Origin of the sequence: Lentilactobacillus sp. SPB1-3 (assembly GCF_026913205.2) — a bacterium.
Lineage (GTDB): Bacteria > Bacillota > Bacilli > Lactobacillales > Lactobacillaceae > Lentilactobacillus > Lentilactobacillus terminaliae.
Genome location: NZ_CP168151.1, coordinates 1,678,222 through 1,696,682, shown reverse-complemented (window position 1 = coordinate 1,696,682; position 18,461 = coordinate 1,678,222). Strand labels below are relative to the sequence as shown.

The window sequence follows — 18,461 nt, the reverse complement described above, 5'->3', positions numbered from 1 at the left end:
TGATATCACTGAAATGTAACATTGGGGTTACATGCTTTTAAAACTTCGGTAACTACTTGAATTTTTCCTGATTTTACTGTAATATCCAACTGGACAGGTATAACGTTCCGAGGGGGGATTGTTATGAAGAATCATCTCAAAAAATTTCTTTTGATTGGTTCTACTACCGCTGCATTATTACTTTGCTCAGTCAACTCGGGGGAGATGGTGAGTAATGCTTATGCAACAGCAAGCAGGACCACTAGCACAGCAGTAAAAAAAATGAAATACAATCAAGTAAATAGTAACTCTACTTCTAGTTCAACTAACGCTAGCAATCAGGGGGTTGTTAGCAAGGGGAAAAATGATACAGCTACAAGCACCACAAATAGTACGAATGCAACTGTTGCAAGTAAGCCTACTACGGATAACTCTGTATCCCAGGATAGTAGTTCATCTGGTAAAAATGATGCTAGTAATCAGTCCGACAGCGATAGTGATACTACTGAAACTGGTAATCAAACACCGGCAGGTACTAGTACAGAAACACCAGCTAATGGAACTGGAAGCACCGGGTCAGTTGCTACAGGATCTAATGGAGAAGGTGCTGTTAACCCAGTAGCTAATCCGATAGTATCTGGTAGTACTCTAACCGGCAGTAACGAACCAGTTAATCGAATGATGCCAGTAAGTGGCGTCAAGACAGCGTCAAATTATTCTGTGTCATTGATTATGGGCGAAAGCCAAGCACAAGCCTTTGAACAAACTACAGGGAATGCTGGCCAACTTTCTGCCAATCAATATTTATCACAACTAGGATTAGGAAAAGTTAATGGTAATTCTAAAAAGAGTATTAGAAACCCACTAGGTTCAGCCTTTAAAGTCAGTAACGATAAAACAGCTGCCAACAACAAAATTAAAATGGTTAGTATGAACACTTTTTACAACGCATTTTATAAAAAGGCTCAAACTAATCAAAAAGAGGAAGGCAAAATTGTCACGGCCTCTGGCAAGAAAGCTGTTATAACAACGCCTACAAAAAAAGTTAATTATAATTTTACCGATAAAGGTGCGACTACCGTTTCAGAATCAATGCCAGTTATTGTATCAATGATTGTCATTGGAATCGTTGTGGTGGGTTTTGTAATATTTGATCCACTAAGGTTTATTTTCCATTAGACAGTGAAGTTTCAGGAAGCGATTAGCTTCTTGAGGCTTTTTTAATATCAAAAACAATTGGAGATGATGAAGTGCCAAAATATATGCCAACTATTTTAATAGTCATTGGAGTGGCCAGTATTGTTATCAGTCAAGTTAGTCGATATTCTGATGGAGTCGGGGTTCTACATCAACTTCCGTGGTTTTTAGTAATCGGCTGGATCCTACTGTTAGCAGGGGTTTTGATAGGAACGATAATTTTAATTATTAACTTGTTAAAAAAGTGAGCTTCATACTTGCGAACGCTTACAAGTATGATATTATATAGTCAAGGAAGGGAAATAGATTCAAAGTAACAGGGGTTCACAACCAGCTTTGAACGTTTTCTAACAAAATTGTAATTTGAAAATTTAACATGTTTGGATTTACTTTTGAGATTGAAATGGCGTTATTTTCAAAGCTAAGCGTTAATACCTGGATATAATTAAACTACAAATATACAATTTACCGAGGTCGCTTACACTTAGCTGGGTCAGGAAATCTACTATTGAAAACTTACAAGAAGTAATATTAGAGTATATATTCACAGAAGTCGCTTGTAGTAGATTGTTAAAATAACTTTCGTTTCCAAGTCGTTTAGGTGTTTCGTACGATGGTTCGATTAAGGTTGTTTAACGGCGAATGTATTAGCATCAGTGTCGCGTAAAATTTGCATCGGTAGCCGATCAATAAGATATAAAATAGAGGCGATAGAACATTTCATTAATTTATAAGCAGGTCGTAACCCCAAAAGATAACCCTTCCACAGATTGACTAGACTTAAGTTTGAAAACAGTAGAACTTAAGTCTATTTTTGTGCCCCAAAAAATTAATAAGCGTTTTCAATTGCATTACAACATGATATAAATTATCTTAGTGGTGTAGCAAATGTAACAATTAATTTATAGGGGGATTTTATTATGACAAGTATGGCAAAACGTGATGGTAAAAGTGACATTTTAATTAATCCTGATGACTCAGTATTCTGTGTAATTGATTATCAACCAACTCAGATTGAATCAATTAACTCAATCGATCGGGCAACATTGATCAGAAACATTGTTGTTACTCAAAAGTTGATCAATGCATTTAACATTCCTACAATTTTATCAACGGTTAACGTTAAGACTGGACGAAACAAAGAAACTGTTCCAGAACTTAAGGAACAACTACAAGGGGTAACCAGTTACGACAGAACTTCAATTAATGCTTGGGAAGATCAAGAATTTAACGATGCAGTTAAAGCAACTGGTCGCCACAAGATTATTATCGCAGCATTGTGGACTGAAGCTTGCTTAACATTCCCAACTTTGGATGCTTTAAAGGAAGGATACGAAGTCTTCCCAGTTGTTGATGCAGTTGGTGGTACTTCAAAGATTGCTCACGAAACTGCTATTCAACGTGTTACCCAAGCAGGTGCTCAACCTACTTCAATCGCTCAATTAGCTTGCGAATTACAACGTGACTGGAGCCGTACTGAAACAGTTCCTAAGTTTGTTAACGAATTGCTTGAAGGCGGTATTTTCCTCGACTTAGGTGAGGGGGCCAAATAATGCTAGACGTTAAAGACTCAATTGATAAGCTATCTTGGTCAGTAAATCATCATTTCTTACACATCCAAGCTCAACATGATTTTATTCGTGCAGTGGCCGTGCAATTTGAACTAGCGTATACTGATTTCCGTGCTATTCAAATGGCTTTGCAATTAGCTGGAGAAGAGTATCATAGTTTACTTGCTGACTTTGCTAAAGCTTATGAAGATGTTTATGCTTACGAATCAGTCTTTGCAATGCGTGGATTGGATGAATTTAATTCAGAGTTCCCAAACAGCATTGATGACTACAAGCAAAAAGTTGATCACTTTAATGATGTCCTAGACAAAATTAAGGCGCTTCAAAAATAATTAAAAAAATTATGATATAATTTAGGTCCTTGGCAGGGGCTAAAAGTAAGAGGGTTTAAAATCCATTATGGTGGGTTGTAAACCCTTTTATTTTTTGGTATTATGAAAACGCAATCATTATTGGCATGGATGTATTTTCAACAAGTTCAGAGAAACTATTCTATTTACATTGAGTTAGAGTATGAGGTATTCTAATATTTAAGATTGAAGTATCATGTACATATTTTGAAGATGATTGGGGAAGATTAATTTATGAAGATCAAGCGAGTAATTATTCTAGACTTGGCTTCAATGGGAATTGGAGAAAGTGCGGATGCTAACCGTTTTGATTCAGTCGGCGCTGATACATTAGGCCATTTGTTGGCAGATGATTCTACACAAATCACAGTTCCTGCTTTGACTGAATTAGGTTTAGGTAACATTCGGTATCAAAATCCAATTTCACAGATTCCAATAGTTGATAATCCGTTCGGTAGCTACGGCAAGATTCAAATCGCTGCACCTAACAATCAGGTGAATAGCGGTTTGCGTGAGATGCTTGATTATCAAGCTGAAGAAAGAACTACCAGTATATTGGATTCTGTTGTGGAAGTTAACGCAGTCGAAAATACTGTGTTGGTTTTGGCAAATTATCAAAGTTACTTATCCAATCAGCTTCGTGCACAGAACGTGCACGTTAATGATGATACTTCGGTGTGGTGGGCATTGCATCGCGAGGCAATCAGTCCGCGACCAGGACTGATTTATGCACGAATGTCGACGTTGGATCAACTAGCTCATCAAGGTAAGAAAGAAGAATACCGGAATGAACTAGAAATGATTGATCAAAATATTCAACGGGTGATGAATGAAATGTACAGCACGGACCTGCTGCTGATTACATCATCATTTGCCAACGACATGCAATCACCACTAACAGTGACTAGAGAATATCTTCCATTGATTGCATATAATCCTGGCGGTCAACCAGGAAAGTCACTGGGTATCCGTAGAAGTCTGGGTGACATTGGGGCAACTGTTGCCGAATTATTCAATGTCCAAGTGGCTGATAACAATATCGGTCACAGTTTTCTTCGTGAGCTTTTATAGCTCGCACTAATTATTGGGTTTAATAATAAAAACCAATTCAATTATAAGGGGGATAGCGATAACTGGTTTTGCACTTATTTATTACTGATTTATAACGAAAAGAGGATAATGAAATGTATTTATTAGTCAATATTCTTGGTATTTTTGTGTATATGGGAATTGCCTTCCTATTTTCACAAAACAAGAAAAATATTAACTGGCGCTCAATTATTGTTGTTTTAGTAATCAACTTGGTTTTCGCCTGGATCCTTACTAGTTTCTCATGGGGACGTGATGCCGTTAAGGCTGCTGCTGATGGGTTCAACTGGTTAGTTCAAGTTTCATATACAGGTATTGCGTTTGCCCTTCCTAGTTGGGTTAACGTTAAACAAATGGACTTTGTTACCAGTGCGCTTCTTCCAATCTTGATGATTGTTCCATTGTTCGATATCTTAACTTATATCGGCGTTTTACCATGGATCATCAAGTGGGTAGGTCGTGGTCTTTCATTCATCACTGGCCAACCAAAATTCGAATCATTCTTTGCTGTTGAAATGATGTTCTTAGGTAACACTGAAGCCATCGCCGTTTCAACTCTTCAATTAAAGCAAATGAGTGCTCGTCGTAATTTGACTATTGCCTTAATGTCAATGTCATGTGTTACTGCTTCAATTATTGGTGCTTATACTCAAATGGTTCCTGGTCAATATGTTTTGACTGCGATTCCTTTGAACGTTATGAATGCAATTATTATTACTAATATGCTTAACCCAGTTAAAGTTACTCCTGAAGAAGATACTATTGCTAACATGAGTTCTTCAAATGCTGCTGCAGAAGCTGCAGGTGACGTTACTCCTGATGGTCACAAAGAACCATTCTTCTCATTCTTAGGTGACTCTATCTTAGGTGCCGGTCGTTTGATCTTAATCATCACTGCCAATGTTATTGCCTTCGTTGCTTTAGCTGCTTTGATCGATAAAGTATTGCAACTATTCAACCCATGGTTAACTTTGGAACATATCTTAGGTATCATCATGTTCCCATTTGCATGGTTAATGGGTCTCGATGTTTCTCACGCCTTCGACTTCGCTCAATTAATGGGAACTAAGTTAGTTACTAACGAATTCGTTGTTATGGGTAAGATTGCCGGAACAATTAACAACACGAAGATCTTTGCACCTCACTACCAAGCACAATTAACAGTATTCTTAACATCATTTGCTAACTTCTCAACTACTGGTATGATCATCGGTGCCTTCAAGGGAATCGTTGATCGTGAAAAGAACAACTTGATTAGTAAGAACGTTGGTACGATGTTACTTTCAGGTATCTTAGTTTCATTGATGTCTGCCGGAATTGTTGGATTGTTTGTTTGGTAATAGCTAATTTTTAGAAAGTTAGGTTTTATTTTTGGATAACAAACAACAGTTAGAGAGAGCTAATCAGCTTTCTTTACGGGAAGCATTTTCTGATAAGCAAGTGTTGAGACGAGAGATTATTGCTGGGATCACTGGATTCTTTGCGATTTCTTATATCATCATTGTTAATCCAATGATTTTAAAAGATGCGGGGATTCCCGCGAATCTAAGTGTGTTCGCCACGATTCTGTCATCCTTTGTTGGTTGTTGGATCATGGGATTCTGGGCGAATGCCCCAGTAATTTTGACTCCTGGAATGGGAGTTAACGCGTTCTTTACTTACACTGTCGTCGTTAACATGGGATTATCATGGCAAGAAGCCGTGGCAATCTCGATGGTTTCATCGATTATATATGTCCTGATTGCTTTTACTAAGGTCAGTGAAATCCTAGCTAAAGGGATTCCAGAGACGCTGAAGGCGGGGATTACGGCTGGTATTGGGCTATTCTTAGTTGAGATTGGTCTGGAAAAAGCCGGCTTGATTCGCGCCGGAAGTAATTCGATTTTAGCAGTTGGTGATTTAACGAAACCAGTTGCTTTATTGGCCTTATTCGGTTTGATTTTAACCTTGTTCTTATTCGTGAGAAAAGTGACGGGTGGTTTCTTTATCGGAATTGCCATCACAACGATCTTAGGTATTATCTTCAAGGTTAAGGATCAGGCGACCCCTAAAGTCTCCATTATTGATCTTGACAAGTACACTCATATCCTTGCCAAGGGCGATTTTAGTCACGCCTTGACGGTGCCGTTTATCTTAGCGGTATTTTCGATGACCATGATTTTGGTGTTTGAATCAATGGGTTTGCTTGAAGGAATTATTCCTAATCATGGAAAATTTAAGCGGGCTTTTGAAGCTAGTTCAATTACTGCCTTCCTATCAGGAATTATGGGAACTAGTCCAACCGTTGCTGCGGCCGAAAGTGCTTCAGCTACTGAAAGTGGTGGACGAACAGGTATCACGGCAATCGTAGCCGGAACGATGTTTGCAATCTCAATGTTTTTCATTCCGTTGCTATCATATGTTCCACAAGCTGCGATTGCTCCGGTTATTATTATTACTGGTGCCTTAATGATGAATCAGTTAAGTGTCATCAATATGTATGACTTTACCGATTGGTTTCCAGCGTTCTTGATTGTGGTATTGATTCCATTCACCACTAGTATCTCAACAGGATTAGCATTCGGATTCGTGGCTTATCCATTATTAAAGATTGCGGCTAAACGAGCTGATGAACTAAGTGGGGCAACATACCTTTTAGGAATATTGTTCCTGTGTGATTTAGTGCTAAGCGCAATTCTTTAATAAAGTTGAGTACTAAATAAATAATCTACAAAGGGGATTTGTCTGATGACAATTAAGATTATTATGGATACTGATCCTGGAATTGATGATGCTGCTGCATTGACAATGGCATTAAATGATCCAGAGATTGATTTAAGACTTGTTACCACAGTTGCCGGAAACGTTACAGTTGATAAAACAACTAAAAATGCGCAAAAGATTTTGCGGTTCTTTAACAAAGATGTTCCAGTTGCCGCTGGAGCTAAACAACCTTTGATCAAAGAATTTGAAGACGCTGCTCGGATTCACGGGGAATCAGGAATGCCCGGCTATGATTTTCCTGAAGACTTGCCAAAGCCTTTAGACAAAACCGCTGTTGAAGCACTTCATGATGAAATTATGAGTAGTGATGAACCAATTACATTGGTTCCAACTGGCTCATACACGAACATCGCTTTACTATTTAGCGAACATCCTGAAGTTAAAGACCACATCGAACGCATCGTCGCAATGGGTGGTTCACTTGGCTTAGGTAACATGACCTCAGCTGCTGAGTTCAATGTCTTCACTGATCCAGATGCTGCTAAGATTGTTTACCAATCAGGTATTCCAATTGTTATGGTCGGCTTAGATATTACGATGCAGGCGTTATTAACTCCTGAATCACTTTCTAAGTTAGAGCATATGAACAAGACCGGTAAGATGTTGCATGATATCATCAGTAATGATGGTGATAACAGTGAAGCCGGAATTGCCATGCATGATGTGAATACAATCTTCTATTTACTTCACCCAGAAGCAATTACTACTGAAGCAATGTGGATCGACGTAATCACTGATGGCCCAGCCATCGGTGAAACCGTTGGTGACATTCGTGGTGCTTACCATGATGGCGAAACAAATGCTGACGTATGTGTTGATATTGACTCAGCTGCCTTCAACAAATGGTTCTTAGAAGAAGTCGCAGCAATTAATTATTAATCGTAAATAAGATGTTATTAAGCCCTTTAAATCAGTATGGCTGATTTAAAGGGCTTTTATTATCTCAATGATTAGTAATGATGTGGGTGGCACTTTTTAATAAAAAATTCGTTGACAATATCTGTGAACTGGATTATAACATTAAATATAGATTAGAAACGACTGTGAAGAGTATAGTAATCAATAACGAATTGCCTAGAGAGGGACGTTTGGTGAAAGTCTTGAATTCATTATTGATGAAAATGAGCTTGGAGTTAGTTGCTGGTTATCGCTAACAATTCGGGTGCGACCGTTATATCGCCGGAAATCAATAGGTTTCTTAGAGGTGTAGTTTGTCTACACGAATTTGGGTGGTACCGCGTTAATAACGTCCCTTAGTCCTTCATTGGACTAGGGGATTTTTTGTTTCTAAAAAATTTGGGAGGAAGTTATTATGAATAAAAAACAGGTACTTGGGGTGTCATTTGCCACATTAGCGTTAGTTCTGGCCGGCTGTGGTAGTCAATCAGCATCAAATAATTCCAAAAGTAAGAGTCAAATTTTAAATTGGACAGAAAATGGCGAGCTAGCAACAGCTGATCTGTCTAAAGCTACCGATACACTATCATTTAATGTATTGATGAATACACAGGAAGGCCTTTATCGTCTAGACAAGTCTGGGACTCCTCAAAACGCATTAGCAACTAAAACTAAGATCACTAATGGTGGAAAGACATACACTTTTAATTTAAGAAAGGGTGTTAAATGGTCAGATGGTTCAACTGTGACAGCTAAGGACTTTGTTAATTCTTGGCGTAGAACGGTTAACCCTAGGACTGAATCGCAGGATGCTTTTTACTTATATCAAGTTAAGAATGCCGAAGCTGTTAATTCTGGTAAAAAACCAGTTAGCAGTCTAGGAATTAAGGCTTTGTCAAACTACAAGTTACAAGTGAACCTCAGCAAACCAGTGACATACTTTAAAAAGTTATTAGCTTGGCCACTGTTTTACCCGGTTAACCAAAATGCGATTAATAAGTATGGTAAGAAATACGGCACTTCTGCCAAATATACAGTTTCCAACGGACCATTCGTTTTAAAGAAGTGGAATGGTACAAACAAGTCATGGTCGTTAGTTAAGAACAATGATTATTGGGATAAGAAAGCAGTTAAGCTAGACAAAATCAATGAGTTAGTAGCTGAAAGCACCACAACTAGTTACAACCTTTATAGCTCTAAGAAAGTCGACGAGACATTACTAAGTGGCCAACAAGTGAAGAATAATCAAAATAATCCTGATTTTGTAAAACGTCTTCCAACTGCCACTTCGAGATTGGAATTGAATCAAAATAAGGTGAAGGCTTTTAAGAATCTTGATATTCGTAAGGCGTTCTCATTGGCCATTGATCGTAAGCAACTAACTAAGGATGTCCTTCAAGATGGTTCAGAACCAGCCAAAGGATTTGTACCAGCAAACATGGGTAACAACCCTAAGACGGGTCAAGCATTTGATGAAGAAGCATCAGTTCCAAGCGCCGTATCATACAACTTAACTCAAGCTAAGCAACTGTTGAAAAAAGGATATGCTAAAACTGGTGTTAACAAGCTTAATTTGACATTATTAGTTTCAGATACTGATAGTAGTAAGGACGTTGCCGAATTCTTACAATCAAGCTTAGAGAAATTGCCAGGAGTCAAAGTAACCATCCAATCAATTCCGTTTGTACAATTGATTTCTCGCCAAGCAGCTAAGAATTATCAATTAACTGTTCAAAGTTGGCAATCAGTCTTTGCTGACCCAATTAATTACTTGGATGTCTACGAGAAGGGTGCTAGTTATAATACTTCTGGTTATGTCAGTGCAAAATTTGATAAGGAAATATCAGAATCAGAAAATCAAAATGCTAATAAGCCTGAACAACGTTGGCAAAACTTAGTATCAGCTGAAAAAGTGTTGATGAACGATCAAGGAACTGTGCCATTGTTCCAACAAGCTAAACCACAATTGATTCGTTCAAATGTGAAAGGAATTGTTTATAACCCAGCTGGTGTACCTTTTGATTGGAAAACAGCTTATATCAAAAACTAAGGAATGATTTTGAATGACGAAAATTGATCAACAGTATATTCAAGAATTATTTATCAAATATGCGAGAGTAAATACTCGTTCGAATCCAGCCGTTACTGATACGCCAACAACACCTGGTCAAGTTGAATTAGCTAAAGCTATTGTTGATGACTTAAGACAATTAGGTCTATCCCAAGTTGCTTTTGATGAGCCAAGTGGCTATGTGATCGCCAGCATTGCAAGCAATGTGGATGCAGACGTGACTCCCATCGGCTATATTGCACATTTAGATACTGCAGATTTTAATGCCGAAAATATCAACCCTCAGGTTCACAAAAATTATGATGGCAAACCAATTGTGTTAAATGCTGAAGAGAATATCACTTTATCTTCTGAACAATTTCCAAAGCTGAAGCGCCATATAGGTGAGACCTTAATTACCACAGATGGGACAACTTTATTAGGGGCTGATGACAAAGCAGGAATCGCCGAAATCATTGGAATGTTGAAGTACTATCAAGACAACCCAGAAGTAAAACATGGTCCAGTGTTTGTTGGTTTTGGTCCTGATGAGGAAATCGGCAAAGGTGCTAAGCAGTTTCCGGTTGAGCGATTTCCAGTTGAATTTGCCTATACGCTAGACAATGGTGATTTAGGTGAGATTAGGCCAGAGACATTTAATGCCTCACAGGCAGCAATTGATGTGGAAGGAACGGCGGTACATCCAGGGGATGCTTACGGATTATTGACTAATGCCATTACTATTGCCAATGAGATCATTAGTCAATTGCCTAAAGATGAAGTCCCAGAAAAGAGTCGAGGTCATGAAGGATTCTTCTTAGTGACTAATCTTGAGGCAACGATTGATAAAGCTCATTTTGAGATTATTATTCGTGACTTTGATAATGACAAGTTTGTTGAAAAAGAAAACTTACTGAAGAAAATTGTGAACGATGTAAACAGTGAGTTAGATCGGACAAGAGTTCAGTTGGTGATCACCGAGCAGTATCAAAATATTTGGGAGCGCATCAAGGCTAATCCATATATCATTAATGTGGTATTAGATACGATGAAACGAGCCAATATTGACTCTCATATAATTCCGTTTAGAGGCGGGACTGATGGTAATTTCATAACTCAAAAGGGCATTCCAACACCTAATTTATTTAATGGTGGTGATAATTTCCATGGCCAATATGAATACGTTACTACCGAATCAATGGCCGAAATTGCTAATTTCTTAGTGCAGTTAAACGATGAGCACGTGAAACAAACTGGCCATCGAAATAACCAACTAGTAAAATAAGATAAAAAGATAACTTCAAAATGATTACGAAATCGCGTAATTAGTGAAGTTGTCTTTTTATTTTCGTCGAAATTAATGTATACTATTAATTTGTCGTTTTGTTATTCAATTTACCGCTAAACCTTGTATGAAAGCGTAATTTACGGTAAAGTATTAGTAGGTCGTGAAACAAACTTGTTTCACAATTCCAGGAGAAATAATTTATGAATATTGAGCAATTTAAAGCAGCACTGCTAGCAAAGAATATTGAGGTAACTGATGATCAGTTATCCCAGTTTGAAGCCTATTTCAAGCTATTAGTAGCAGTTAATGAACATGTAAATCTAACGACAATCACTGAAGAGCCAGACGTTTATCTTAAGCATTTCTATGATTCGATCACGCCGGCCTTTTTTGTTTCACAAATCCAGACAGAGCCATTTTCTATTTGTGACGTTGGTGCGGGGGCAGGATTCCCTAGTATTCCGTTAAAAATCTTGTTTCCACAATTAAAAGTTACGATTGTTGATTCATTGAATAAGCGAATCAACTTTTTGACTGAATTAGTTGAGAAATTAGGATTGACTGGAGTGGAGCTTTTCCATGCCAGAGCGGAAGAATTTGGTGGCAAAAAATCACCACACCGTGAAGAATATGATATTGTAACTGCCAGAGCAGTTGCTCGTTTATCGGTCCTCAGCGAATTTTGCTTGCCCCTTGTTAAAGTTGGCGGTCAGATGATCGCAATGAAGGCGGCCAAAGCAGAAGATGAGTTGAGTGATGCTGATCGAGCAATTCAATTGTTAGGTGGCCAAGTGGCATCAGATCATTCATTTGATTTGGCTGACACTGATGAGTCCCGCCATATTATTGTAATTAATAAAGTAAAACCAACCCCAAAGCAGTATCCACGAAAAGCGGGTACGCCTGCTAAAGAACCTTTGGGTCAAGGAAAAAAGTAAGAGGAATTTGGAATGACGATTGTAATTGCGCTTGCGAATCAAAAGGGTGGAGTTGGTAAGACAACTACTGCTGTTAACTTGGGAGCTGGATTAGCAGCCGCAGGTAAAAAGGTCTTGATCATCGATGCTGATGCTCAAGGCAATGCTACTAGTGGAGTAGGTATTTCTAAGCCGGATATTGAAAAGGATGTCTATGATGTCTTGATCAATGAAGTGCCAATGAAAGAAACAATTCTTCAAACTCAGCGTGAGGGACTAGATATTGTGCCTGCCACCATTCAATTATCGGGTGCCGAAATTGAATTGACACCACAAATGGCGCGGGAAACTCGTTTACGAGAAGCCCTTAACCAGGTTAAGTCTGAATATGATTTTGTCTTGATTGATTGTCCACCTTCGTTAGGATTGATCACAATCAATGCATTTACTGCGAGTGACTCGATCTTGATTCCAGTTCAAAGTGAGTACTATGCTTTGGAAGGGTTAAGTCAGTTATTAAACACAGTCGAATTGGTTAAGAAGCACTTCAATAAGGATCTAAAAATTGAGGGTGTATTATTGACCATGTATGATTCCAGAACCAACTTAGGAGTTCAAGTAAAGAATGAAGTTCAAAAATACTTCGAAGATGAAGTATATGAGACAGTTATTCCGAGAAACATCCGGTTATCTGAAGCACCTAGCTACGGATTGCCAATCATTGACTACGATGCTAAGTCAAAAGGAGCACAAACGTATATGCAGTTAGTAGAGGAGGTGCTTGCTCGTCATGCCAAGTAAGAAAATCACGGGTGGGTTAGGTAAAGGAATTGAAGCGTTGTTTGAAGATAATAACGTTGATACAAGTAAAGAAAAAGTTATCGATATTAACATCAACAACATCAAACCCAATCCTTATCAACCACGTCATCGATTCGATGCCAAAGCGTTGGAAGATCTAGCAGTTTCAATTAAAAACTCCGGGGTCTTTCAACCAATCATCGTTCGACAACCTAATCCTGATAAGGAAGTGTATGAGCTACTAACTGGTGAACGACGTCTCCGTGCTTCTAAAATTGCTCAACAAAAGACCATTCCTGCAATCGTTCGTGATGTGAACGAAGAAGAAATGATGGAAATCGCAGTTTTAGAGAACTTGCAACGTGAAGATCTAACTACTTTGGAAGAAGCTCAAGCCTATGAGACTTTGATGACTCAACTTGATTTAACTCAAGCACAAGTTGCTAAGCGTCTTGGTAAGAGTCGACCATACATTGCCAATTATTTGCGAATCTTGGGATTACCTCAACCTATCAAAGAATTTTTGGATGACGAGAAGTTATCAATGGGTCAAGCTCGAACATTGTTGTCAGTTAAGAGCAAACCAGACATGATTGAGTTAGCTAAGCGGGCAGTTAGTGAATCTTTGACAGTTCGTCAATTAGAACAAGCTGCTGACAAACTTAATGGTAAAAAAGGTGCGAAGAAGAAAAAGGTGGTCCGTAAATCACCGTTTGTTAAAGCTTCTGAGCATCAATTGCAAGATCGATTTGGCACGAATGTGGCTATCAACGCCGCTCCGAGAAAAAAGGGTGCCGGTAAGATTGAGATTGCCTATACATCAGAAGATGATTTAAATCGAATTCTTGAAATGATGGATGTTAATTTAGATTAGTGATATGAAAGGATGATCCTTATGTACGGATTGCACGATATTGTTGAAATGAAGAAGCCTCATCCATGTGGAACTAATCGTTGGGAGATTATCCGGATGGGGGCCGATATTAAGATTCAATGTACTGGTTGTCAGCACATTGTTATGCTTCCTCGTCGGGAATTTGATAAGAAGCTTAAAAAGATTTTGGAAAAAGCTGAAGACTAAAATTTAGAAAGAAGAGTTTACTAATATGTCATTAACTGCAGGAATTGTCGGATTACCAAACGTTGGTAAGTCAACCTTATTCAATGCGATTACGAAAGCCGGAGCCGAAATGGCAAACTATCCATTTGCCACTATCGATCCTAATGTGGGAATGGTTGAAGTTCCCGATGCCCGATTAGACCGAATTCAAGAATTGATTCCAGCTGATAAAGTGGTGCCAACAACATTTGAATTTACTGATATTGCTGGAATTGTTAAGGGTGCCAGTAAAGGTGAAGGACTTGGTAACAAGTTCTTGGAAAACATTCGCCAAGTTGATGCCATTGTTCACGTAGTACGGGCATTTGATGACGACAACATCACTCACGTTTCAGGTAAAATTGATCCGATTGATGATATTGATACTATCAACCTTGAATTAGGGATGTCTGATTTGGACGCCGTTGATAAGCGATTGGCTAAAGTTCAACGTGCTGCTAAGGGTTCTGATAAAGAAGCTAAGGCTGAATTAGCAGTTCTAGAAAAAATCAAACCAGTTCTTGAAGCCGGTAAGTCAGTTCGAACCATTGAATTTGATGAAGATGAAGAAAAAATCGTTAAGGGATTATTCTTATTAACATCAAAACCAATTCTCTACGTGGCTAACATTGCCGAAGATGACATGGCTGACCCTGAAAATTCTAAGTACTTTAAGTTGATCAAAGACTTCGCTGCTTCAGAAGGTGCAGAAGCAATTGCTGTTGCTGCCGAAGCTGAAGAAGAAATCGCTGAATTAGACGATGCCGATAAAGCAGATTTCTTGGCTGCTGAAGGTGTTGAAGAACCTGGATTGAACAGATTGATCCGCGCATCTTACAAATTATTAGGATTGGAAACATTCTTCACTGCTGGTGGTAAAGAAACTAAGGCTTGGACATTCAAGTCTGGTACTAAAGCACCACAAGCTGCCGGAATTATCCATTCTGACTTTGAACGAGGATTTATCCGTGCCGAAGTTATGGCATTTGATGATTTGGATAAATATGAGACTCAAGCTGCCGTTAAGGAAGCTGGTAGACTCCGTCTTGAAGGTAAAGACTACGTTATGCAAGACGGTGACATTGTTGAATTTAGATTCAACGTTTAATAATTGATTTTAAGGAGCGAATTTAATTGACTGAAAATACTGAAAAGCGAAATGCACACGTTCAACAAGACCGTAACCGGACTGCTGAACACGTCCATTCTCAGTTTGATAATATTGGACTTACCAAGCGGAATGCAGAGTACATGTTCAAATTTAGCCAAGCACTTGGAAACACTAAGCTAAAAGATGAACAAAAGACTGAATTGATCAATCAAATGGTTCAGGATTTACTTACTGGTCAAAAGAGTGGTAAGACTGCCCGTAACCTTTGGGGAACTGTTGACCAAAAGATTGATAGTGTGGTTAATCCACCTAAGAAAGCTGCTGACCCAATTACGGATTACTGGCCAAATGCTGGATATAACACACTATTATTCTTTACCATCTTTACTTTATTGTATGGTGTAACTGCGCTCTTCTCTAAGAGTGCTCAAGCCACTACGATGGGAATCAGCGGAATTATCTTAAGTTCAATTATTGCTGGATTAGGAATTCCATTGATGACCGTTTTGATTGCCCCAGGTGTTAAACATAAATACTCATTACCAATCAGAATTATTTTCATTGCCGCATTCTTTGTATTATGGATGGCAGTCTTCTTCGTTGCCGGATTGATTCCACATGCTATCAACCCAATTCTTAATTCATATGTATATATTGCTCTTGGAGTAATCTCAATCGGTGGTAGTGTTTATGTAAAACGTCGCTTTAACATTACTGGTGGTTTGTTCTAAAAATTAAATTGCTCTTGTAAAGGTGTCCTGACGATTAATTATCGTTGGGATGCTTTTTTATTAGATAACAATTAGAATTCTTGAATTGTCCTTGTTGTGGCTGGTTGAGGGTGGTATATTTTTAAACAATTATATTTTTAAAGGAGCGAATTAAATGGTTAGTTGGAATGATAAGTTTGGAAATAAGGGTTACACTTTCGATGACGTTTTATTGGTTCCCGCAGCTAGTGATGTTTTACCTAATGAGGTGGATCTTTCAACCCAATTAGCAGACAACATTAAATTAAATATTCCGTTTATTAGTGCCGGAATGGACACAGTCACTGAATCTGCAATGGCCACCACTATGGCCAACCTTGGTGGATTAGGAGTAATTCACAAGAATTTAAGTATTGAAGCTCAAGCTGAAGAAGTTGCTAAAGTTAAGCAAGTTAATGATATTGCAGAAAACGCTGCAGTTGATGATCAAGGCCGACTTTTAGTAGCTGCAGCAGTCGGAGTTACTTCTGACACATTTGATCGTGCAGAAGCCATTTTAGCCGCCGGAGTTGATGCCATTGTCATTGATACTGCGCATGGTCATTCGGCTGGTGTCTTGAGAAAAATTGCTGAAATTCGTGAACATTATCCAGATACTACTTTGATTGCCGGTAACGTAGCCACTGCTGAAGGAACAGAAGCTTTGTTTCAAGCAGGTGTTGATGTTGTTAAAGTAGGAATCGGCCCTGGCTCTATCTGTACTACTCGAGTAGTCGCTGGAGTTGGAGTTCCCCAACTAACTGCTATTTATGATTCAGCTGAGGTTGCTAGAAAATGGCACAAACCTATCATTGCTGATGGTGGTATCAAGTATTCTGGAGATATCGTTAAGGCCTTAGCTGCTGGTGGTAACGCAGTTATGCTTGGTAGCATGTTGGCCGGAACTGATGAAGCACCGGGTAAAGTATTTGAAGAAAATGGCAAGAAGTTCAAAGCCTATCGTGGTATGGGTTCTGTTGCTGCAATGAGCCAATCACATGGTTCATCTGACCGTTACTTCCAAGGTGGCGTCAATGAGGCTAACAAGTTAGTTCCAGAAGGTATTGAAGGCGAAATTGAATATCGTGGTAGCGTGAAGGATATTACATTCCAAATGATTGGTGGCTTACGTTCAGGAATGGGATATACTGGCGCAAACAATATCCAGTACCTAAATGATCATGCTCAATTCGTGGAAATTTCAAATGCCGGATTGATCGAATCTCATCCACATGATTTAGCAGCTATTAAAGCCGCACCAAACTATAAAAAGTAAACTAACCATTAATAAACTATGGGACTAGTGAGTATCGATCAGATGCTTATTGGACCCATTTTTGTTTTATAAAAAGAGTGTTTATAATTATAGAAGAATAGTTAACTTTAAATCGTGTTGATTGGAGAAGATCATGGATCAAGACACTGCTAAGCGAGACAAAAATTCATTAAAAATTGTGATTGCTCCAGATTCTTACAAGGGGTATTTAACTGCTGAAGAAGCTGCACAAGCGATTAAGGCAGGGTGTGAGCAAGTCCTTTCCAATGCAGACTATTGCTTACTATCACTGGCTGATGGTGGAGAAGGGACTGTCGCCACATTGATTAGAGCTAAAAACGGTCGTAGAGTGGCTGCTCAAGTTGAGAATCCATTTGGCGAGATAGTCTCTGCAAGCTATGGTCTAATTGATAATGGTCAAACAGCTGTGATCGAAATGGCGGCTGCTAGTGGTTTTGAGTTCATTGATTTTCAGCATCCACAAGTCGGTGTGGCCGATACTTATGGCACCGGTCAATTGATTCTTGATGCTTTGAATCATAGAGTGACTAAAATTATCATCGGACTTGGCGGTAGTGCTACTAATGATGGTGGTGCCGGTCTGTTAACTGCGGTGGGAGTTAAATTATTGGATAGTAACCAACAACCAATCCCAAGGGGTGGATTAGGATTAGCCCAATTAGCTAAGATTGATGTCAGTGACATTGATCAAAGATTCGAGCATGTGGAGATTGTCGGAGCAACAGATGTAACCAACCCATTGACTGGTCCAGAAGGGGCTTCAGTTGTTTTTGGCCCACAAAAGGGAGCTGATGACACGATGGTCGCACGACTAGATCAAGCGCTGGTCAATTATAGTGCCGTCATCCGTAAGGATTTGGGAATCGAGATCAATGATGTTTCCGGTGCGGGTGCAGCTGGCGGATTAGGCGCAGGGCTGGTTGCTGGTTTGCATGCAAGATTAACTTCTGGCATTCAGTTGATATTGTCAGAAATGTCATTTGAGGATGCCGTACAAGATGCCGATCTAGTGATTACTGGTGAAGGCTCTATTGACTCCCAAACTCAATACGGTAAGGCACCAAGTATCGTCGCTCAACAAGCACGGTTAAAAGCATCCACTAGTTATATCTTAGGGATCGGCGGTCGGGTTGGTGAAGGTATTGAGGGCTTGTATGAACAAGGATTTAATCAGATTGAGGAAATTCAAGTAAGCCCGGAATTAGGTGATCCGAAAGCAAATGCCCAGGAGAATTTGACGATAACTGTGGCCAAAATAATACAAGAGATGTTGACACAAGATCGACTGCCTGTTTAAATTTAC

At 39.0% G+C, this 18,461-nt stretch carries 18 protein-coding genes and 1 other annotated feature; all 18 genes read left to right on the top strand.

Annotated elements, in window-relative coordinates; genetic code table 11:
• Positions 1-123 precede the first annotated feature (123 nt).
• The 18 genes from O0236_RS09080 to O0236_RS08995 all read left to right on the top strand — a co-directional run bounded on the left by O0236_RS09080 (position 124) and on the right by O0236_RS08995 (position 18,455).
• Entirely contained in the window at positions 124-1,158 is a 1,035-nt protein-coding gene (locus tag O0236_RS09080) for a hypothetical protein (RefSeq protein ID WP_268913521.1), read from the top strand.
• Positions 1,159-1,229: 71 nt separating this feature from the next.
• Complete coding sequence (locus O0236_RS09075; RefSeq protein ID WP_268913522.1) at positions 1,230-1,424, top strand: DUF3955 domain-containing protein; 195 nt, start codon at positions 1,230-1,232, stop codon at positions 1,422-1,424.
• Positions 1,425-2,096: 672 nt separating this feature from the next.
• Positions 2,097-2,729, top strand: a complete 633-nt coding sequence (locus O0236_RS09070; protein ID WP_268913523.1) for a hydrolase — start codon at positions 2,097-2,099, stop codon at positions 2,727-2,729.
• The gene (locus tag O0236_RS09065; protein WP_268913524.1) at positions 2,729-3,079 is read left to right on the top strand and encodes a hypothetical protein; all 351 of its coding nucleotides are present in this window, start codon (positions 2,729-2,731) and stop codon (positions 3,077-3,079) included. Before O0236_RS09070 ends, O0236_RS09065 begins: the two co-directional genes overlap by 1 nt.
• A 252-nt stretch (positions 3,080-3,331) precedes the next feature.
• Positions 3,332-4,168 carry a phosphopentomutase gene (locus O0236_RS09060; protein WP_268913525.1) on the top strand — a complete coding sequence of 279 codons (837 nt, stop codon included), beginning with the start codon at positions 3,332-3,334 and terminating at the stop codon, positions 4,166-4,168.
• A 113-nt stretch (positions 4,169-4,281) separates the two neighbouring features.
• A complete protein-coding gene (locus O0236_RS09055) occupies positions 4,282-5,526 on the top strand; it encodes a NupC/NupG family nucleoside CNT transporter (RefSeq protein ID WP_268913526.1) in 1,245 nt (414 codons plus the stop codon).
• 31 nt (positions 5,527-5,557) lie between these two features.
• Complete coding sequence (locus tag O0236_RS09050; RefSeq protein ID WP_268913527.1) at positions 5,558-6,868, top strand: NCS2 family permease; 1,311 nt, start codon at positions 5,558-5,560, stop codon at positions 6,866-6,868.
• Between the two features lie 45 nt (positions 6,869-6,913).
• Complete coding sequence (gene rihC, locus O0236_RS09045) at positions 6,914-7,828, top strand: ribonucleoside hydrolase RihC (RefSeq protein ID WP_268913528.1); 915 nt, start codon at positions 6,914-6,916, stop codon at positions 7,826-7,828.
• Positions 7,829-7,983: 155 nt separating this feature from the next.
• Positions 7,984-8,206 (top strand) — a binding site (T-box leader).
• 55 nt (positions 8,207-8,261) lie between these two features.
• The gene (locus tag O0236_RS09040; RefSeq protein ID WP_268913529.1) at positions 8,262-9,896 is read left to right on the top strand and encodes a peptide ABC transporter substrate-binding protein; all 1,635 of its coding nucleotides are present in this window, start codon (positions 8,262-8,264) and stop codon (positions 9,894-9,896) included.
• Between the two features lie 13 nt (positions 9,897-9,909).
• Complete coding sequence (gene pepT / locus O0236_RS09035) at positions 9,910-11,181, top strand: peptidase T (RefSeq protein ID WP_268913530.1); 1,272 nt, start codon at positions 9,910-9,912, stop codon at positions 11,179-11,181.
• Positions 11,182-11,384: 203 nt separating this feature from the next.
• The gene (gene rsmG / locus O0236_RS09030) at positions 11,385-12,122 is read left to right on the top strand and encodes a 16S rRNA (guanine(527)-N(7))-methyltransferase RsmG (protein ID WP_268913531.1); all 738 of its coding nucleotides are present in this window, start codon (positions 11,385-11,387) and stop codon (positions 12,120-12,122) included.
• A 12-nt stretch (positions 12,123-12,134) separates the two neighbouring features.
• Complete coding sequence (locus O0236_RS09025; protein ID WP_268913532.1) at positions 12,135-12,902, top strand: ParA family protein; 768 nt, start codon at positions 12,135-12,137, stop codon at positions 12,900-12,902.
• A complete protein-coding gene (locus O0236_RS09020; protein WP_268913533.1) occupies positions 12,892-13,776 on the top strand; it encodes a ParB/RepB/Spo0J family partition protein in 885 nt (294 codons plus the stop codon). The genes O0236_RS09025 and O0236_RS09020 overlap by 11 nt, the downstream gene beginning before the upstream one ends.
• 21 nt (positions 13,777-13,797) lie before the next feature.
• A complete protein-coding gene (locus O0236_RS09015; protein ID WP_268913534.1) occupies positions 13,798-13,983 on the top strand; it encodes a DUF951 domain-containing protein in 186 nt (61 codons plus the stop codon).
• A gap of 25 nt (positions 13,984-14,008) precedes the next feature.
• The gene (ychF, locus tag O0236_RS09010; RefSeq protein ID WP_268913535.1) at positions 14,009-15,109 is read left to right on the top strand and encodes a redox-regulated ATPase YchF; all 1,101 of its coding nucleotides are present in this window, start codon (positions 14,009-14,011) and stop codon (positions 15,107-15,109) included.
• 26 nt (positions 15,110-15,135) lie between these two features.
• Positions 15,136-15,843, top strand: a complete 708-nt coding sequence (locus tag O0236_RS09005) for a DUF1129 family protein (RefSeq protein ID WP_268913536.1) — start codon at positions 15,136-15,138, stop codon at positions 15,841-15,843.
• Positions 15,844-15,997: 154 nt separating this feature from the next.
• Positions 15,998-17,137 carry an IMP dehydrogenase gene (guaB, locus tag O0236_RS09000; RefSeq protein ID WP_268913537.1) on the top strand — a complete coding sequence of 380 codons (1,140 nt, stop codon included), beginning with the start codon at positions 15,998-16,000 and terminating at the stop codon, positions 17,135-17,137.
• A 133-nt stretch (positions 17,138-17,270) separates the two neighbouring features.
• The gene (locus tag O0236_RS08995) at positions 17,271-18,455 is read left to right on the top strand and encodes a glycerate kinase (protein ID WP_268913538.1); all 1,185 of its coding nucleotides are present in this window, start codon (positions 17,271-17,273) and stop codon (positions 18,453-18,455) included.
• Positions 18,456-18,461: the final 6 nt, after the last annotated feature.

Bases quoted from the DNA above. Each gene is read 5' to 3' on its own strand.
- O0236_RS09065 (WP_268913524.1), top strand. From the start codon at position 2,729: ATGCTAGACGTTAAAGACTCAATTGATAAGCTATCTTGGTCAGTAAAT.
- O0236_RS09040 (WP_268913529.1), top strand. From the start codon at position 8,262: ATGAATAAAAAACAGGTACTTGGGGTGTCATTTGCCACATTAGCGTTA.
- O0236_RS09080 (WP_268913521.1), top strand. From the start codon at position 124: ATGAAGAATCATCTCAAAAAATTTCTTTTGATTGGTTCTACTACCGCT.
- O0236_RS09070 (WP_268913523.1), top strand. From the start codon at position 2,097: ATGACAAGTATGGCAAAACGTGATGGTAAAAGTGACATTTTAATTAAT.
- O0236_RS09060 (WP_268913525.1), top strand. From the start codon at position 3,332: ATGAAGATCAAGCGAGTAATTATTCTAGACTTGGCTTCAATGGGAATT.
- guaB (WP_268913537.1), top strand. From the start codon at position 15,998: ATGGTTAGTTGGAATGATAAGTTTGGAAATAAGGGTTACACTTTCGAT.
- O0236_RS08995 (WP_268913538.1), top strand. From the start codon at position 17,271: ATGGATCAAGACACTGCTAAGCGAGACAAAAATTCATTAAAAATTGTG.
- O0236_RS09015 (WP_268913534.1), top strand. From the start codon at position 13,798: ATGTACGGATTGCACGATATTGTTGAAATGAAGAAGCCTCATCCATGT.
- rsmG (WP_268913531.1), top strand. From the start codon at position 11,385: ATGAATATTGAGCAATTTAAAGCAGCACTGCTAGCAAAGAATATTGAG.
- O0236_RS09055 (WP_268913526.1), top strand. From the start codon at position 4,282: ATGTATTTATTAGTCAATATTCTTGGTATTTTTGTGTATATGGGAATT.
- rihC (WP_268913528.1), top strand. From the start codon at position 6,914: ATGACAATTAAGATTATTATGGATACTGATCCTGGAATTGATGATGCT.
- ychF (WP_268913535.1), top strand. From the start codon at position 14,009: ATGTCATTAACTGCAGGAATTGTCGGATTACCAAACGTTGGTAAGTCA.
- pepT (WP_268913530.1), top strand. From the start codon at position 9,910: ATGACGAAAATTGATCAACAGTATATTCAAGAATTATTTATCAAATAT.
- O0236_RS09025 (WP_268913532.1), top strand. From the start codon at position 12,135: ATGACGATTGTAATTGCGCTTGCGAATCAAAAGGGTGGAGTTGGTAAG.
- O0236_RS09020 (WP_268913533.1), top strand. From the start codon at position 12,892: ATGCCAAGTAAGAAAATCACGGGTGGGTTAGGTAAAGGAATTGAAGCG.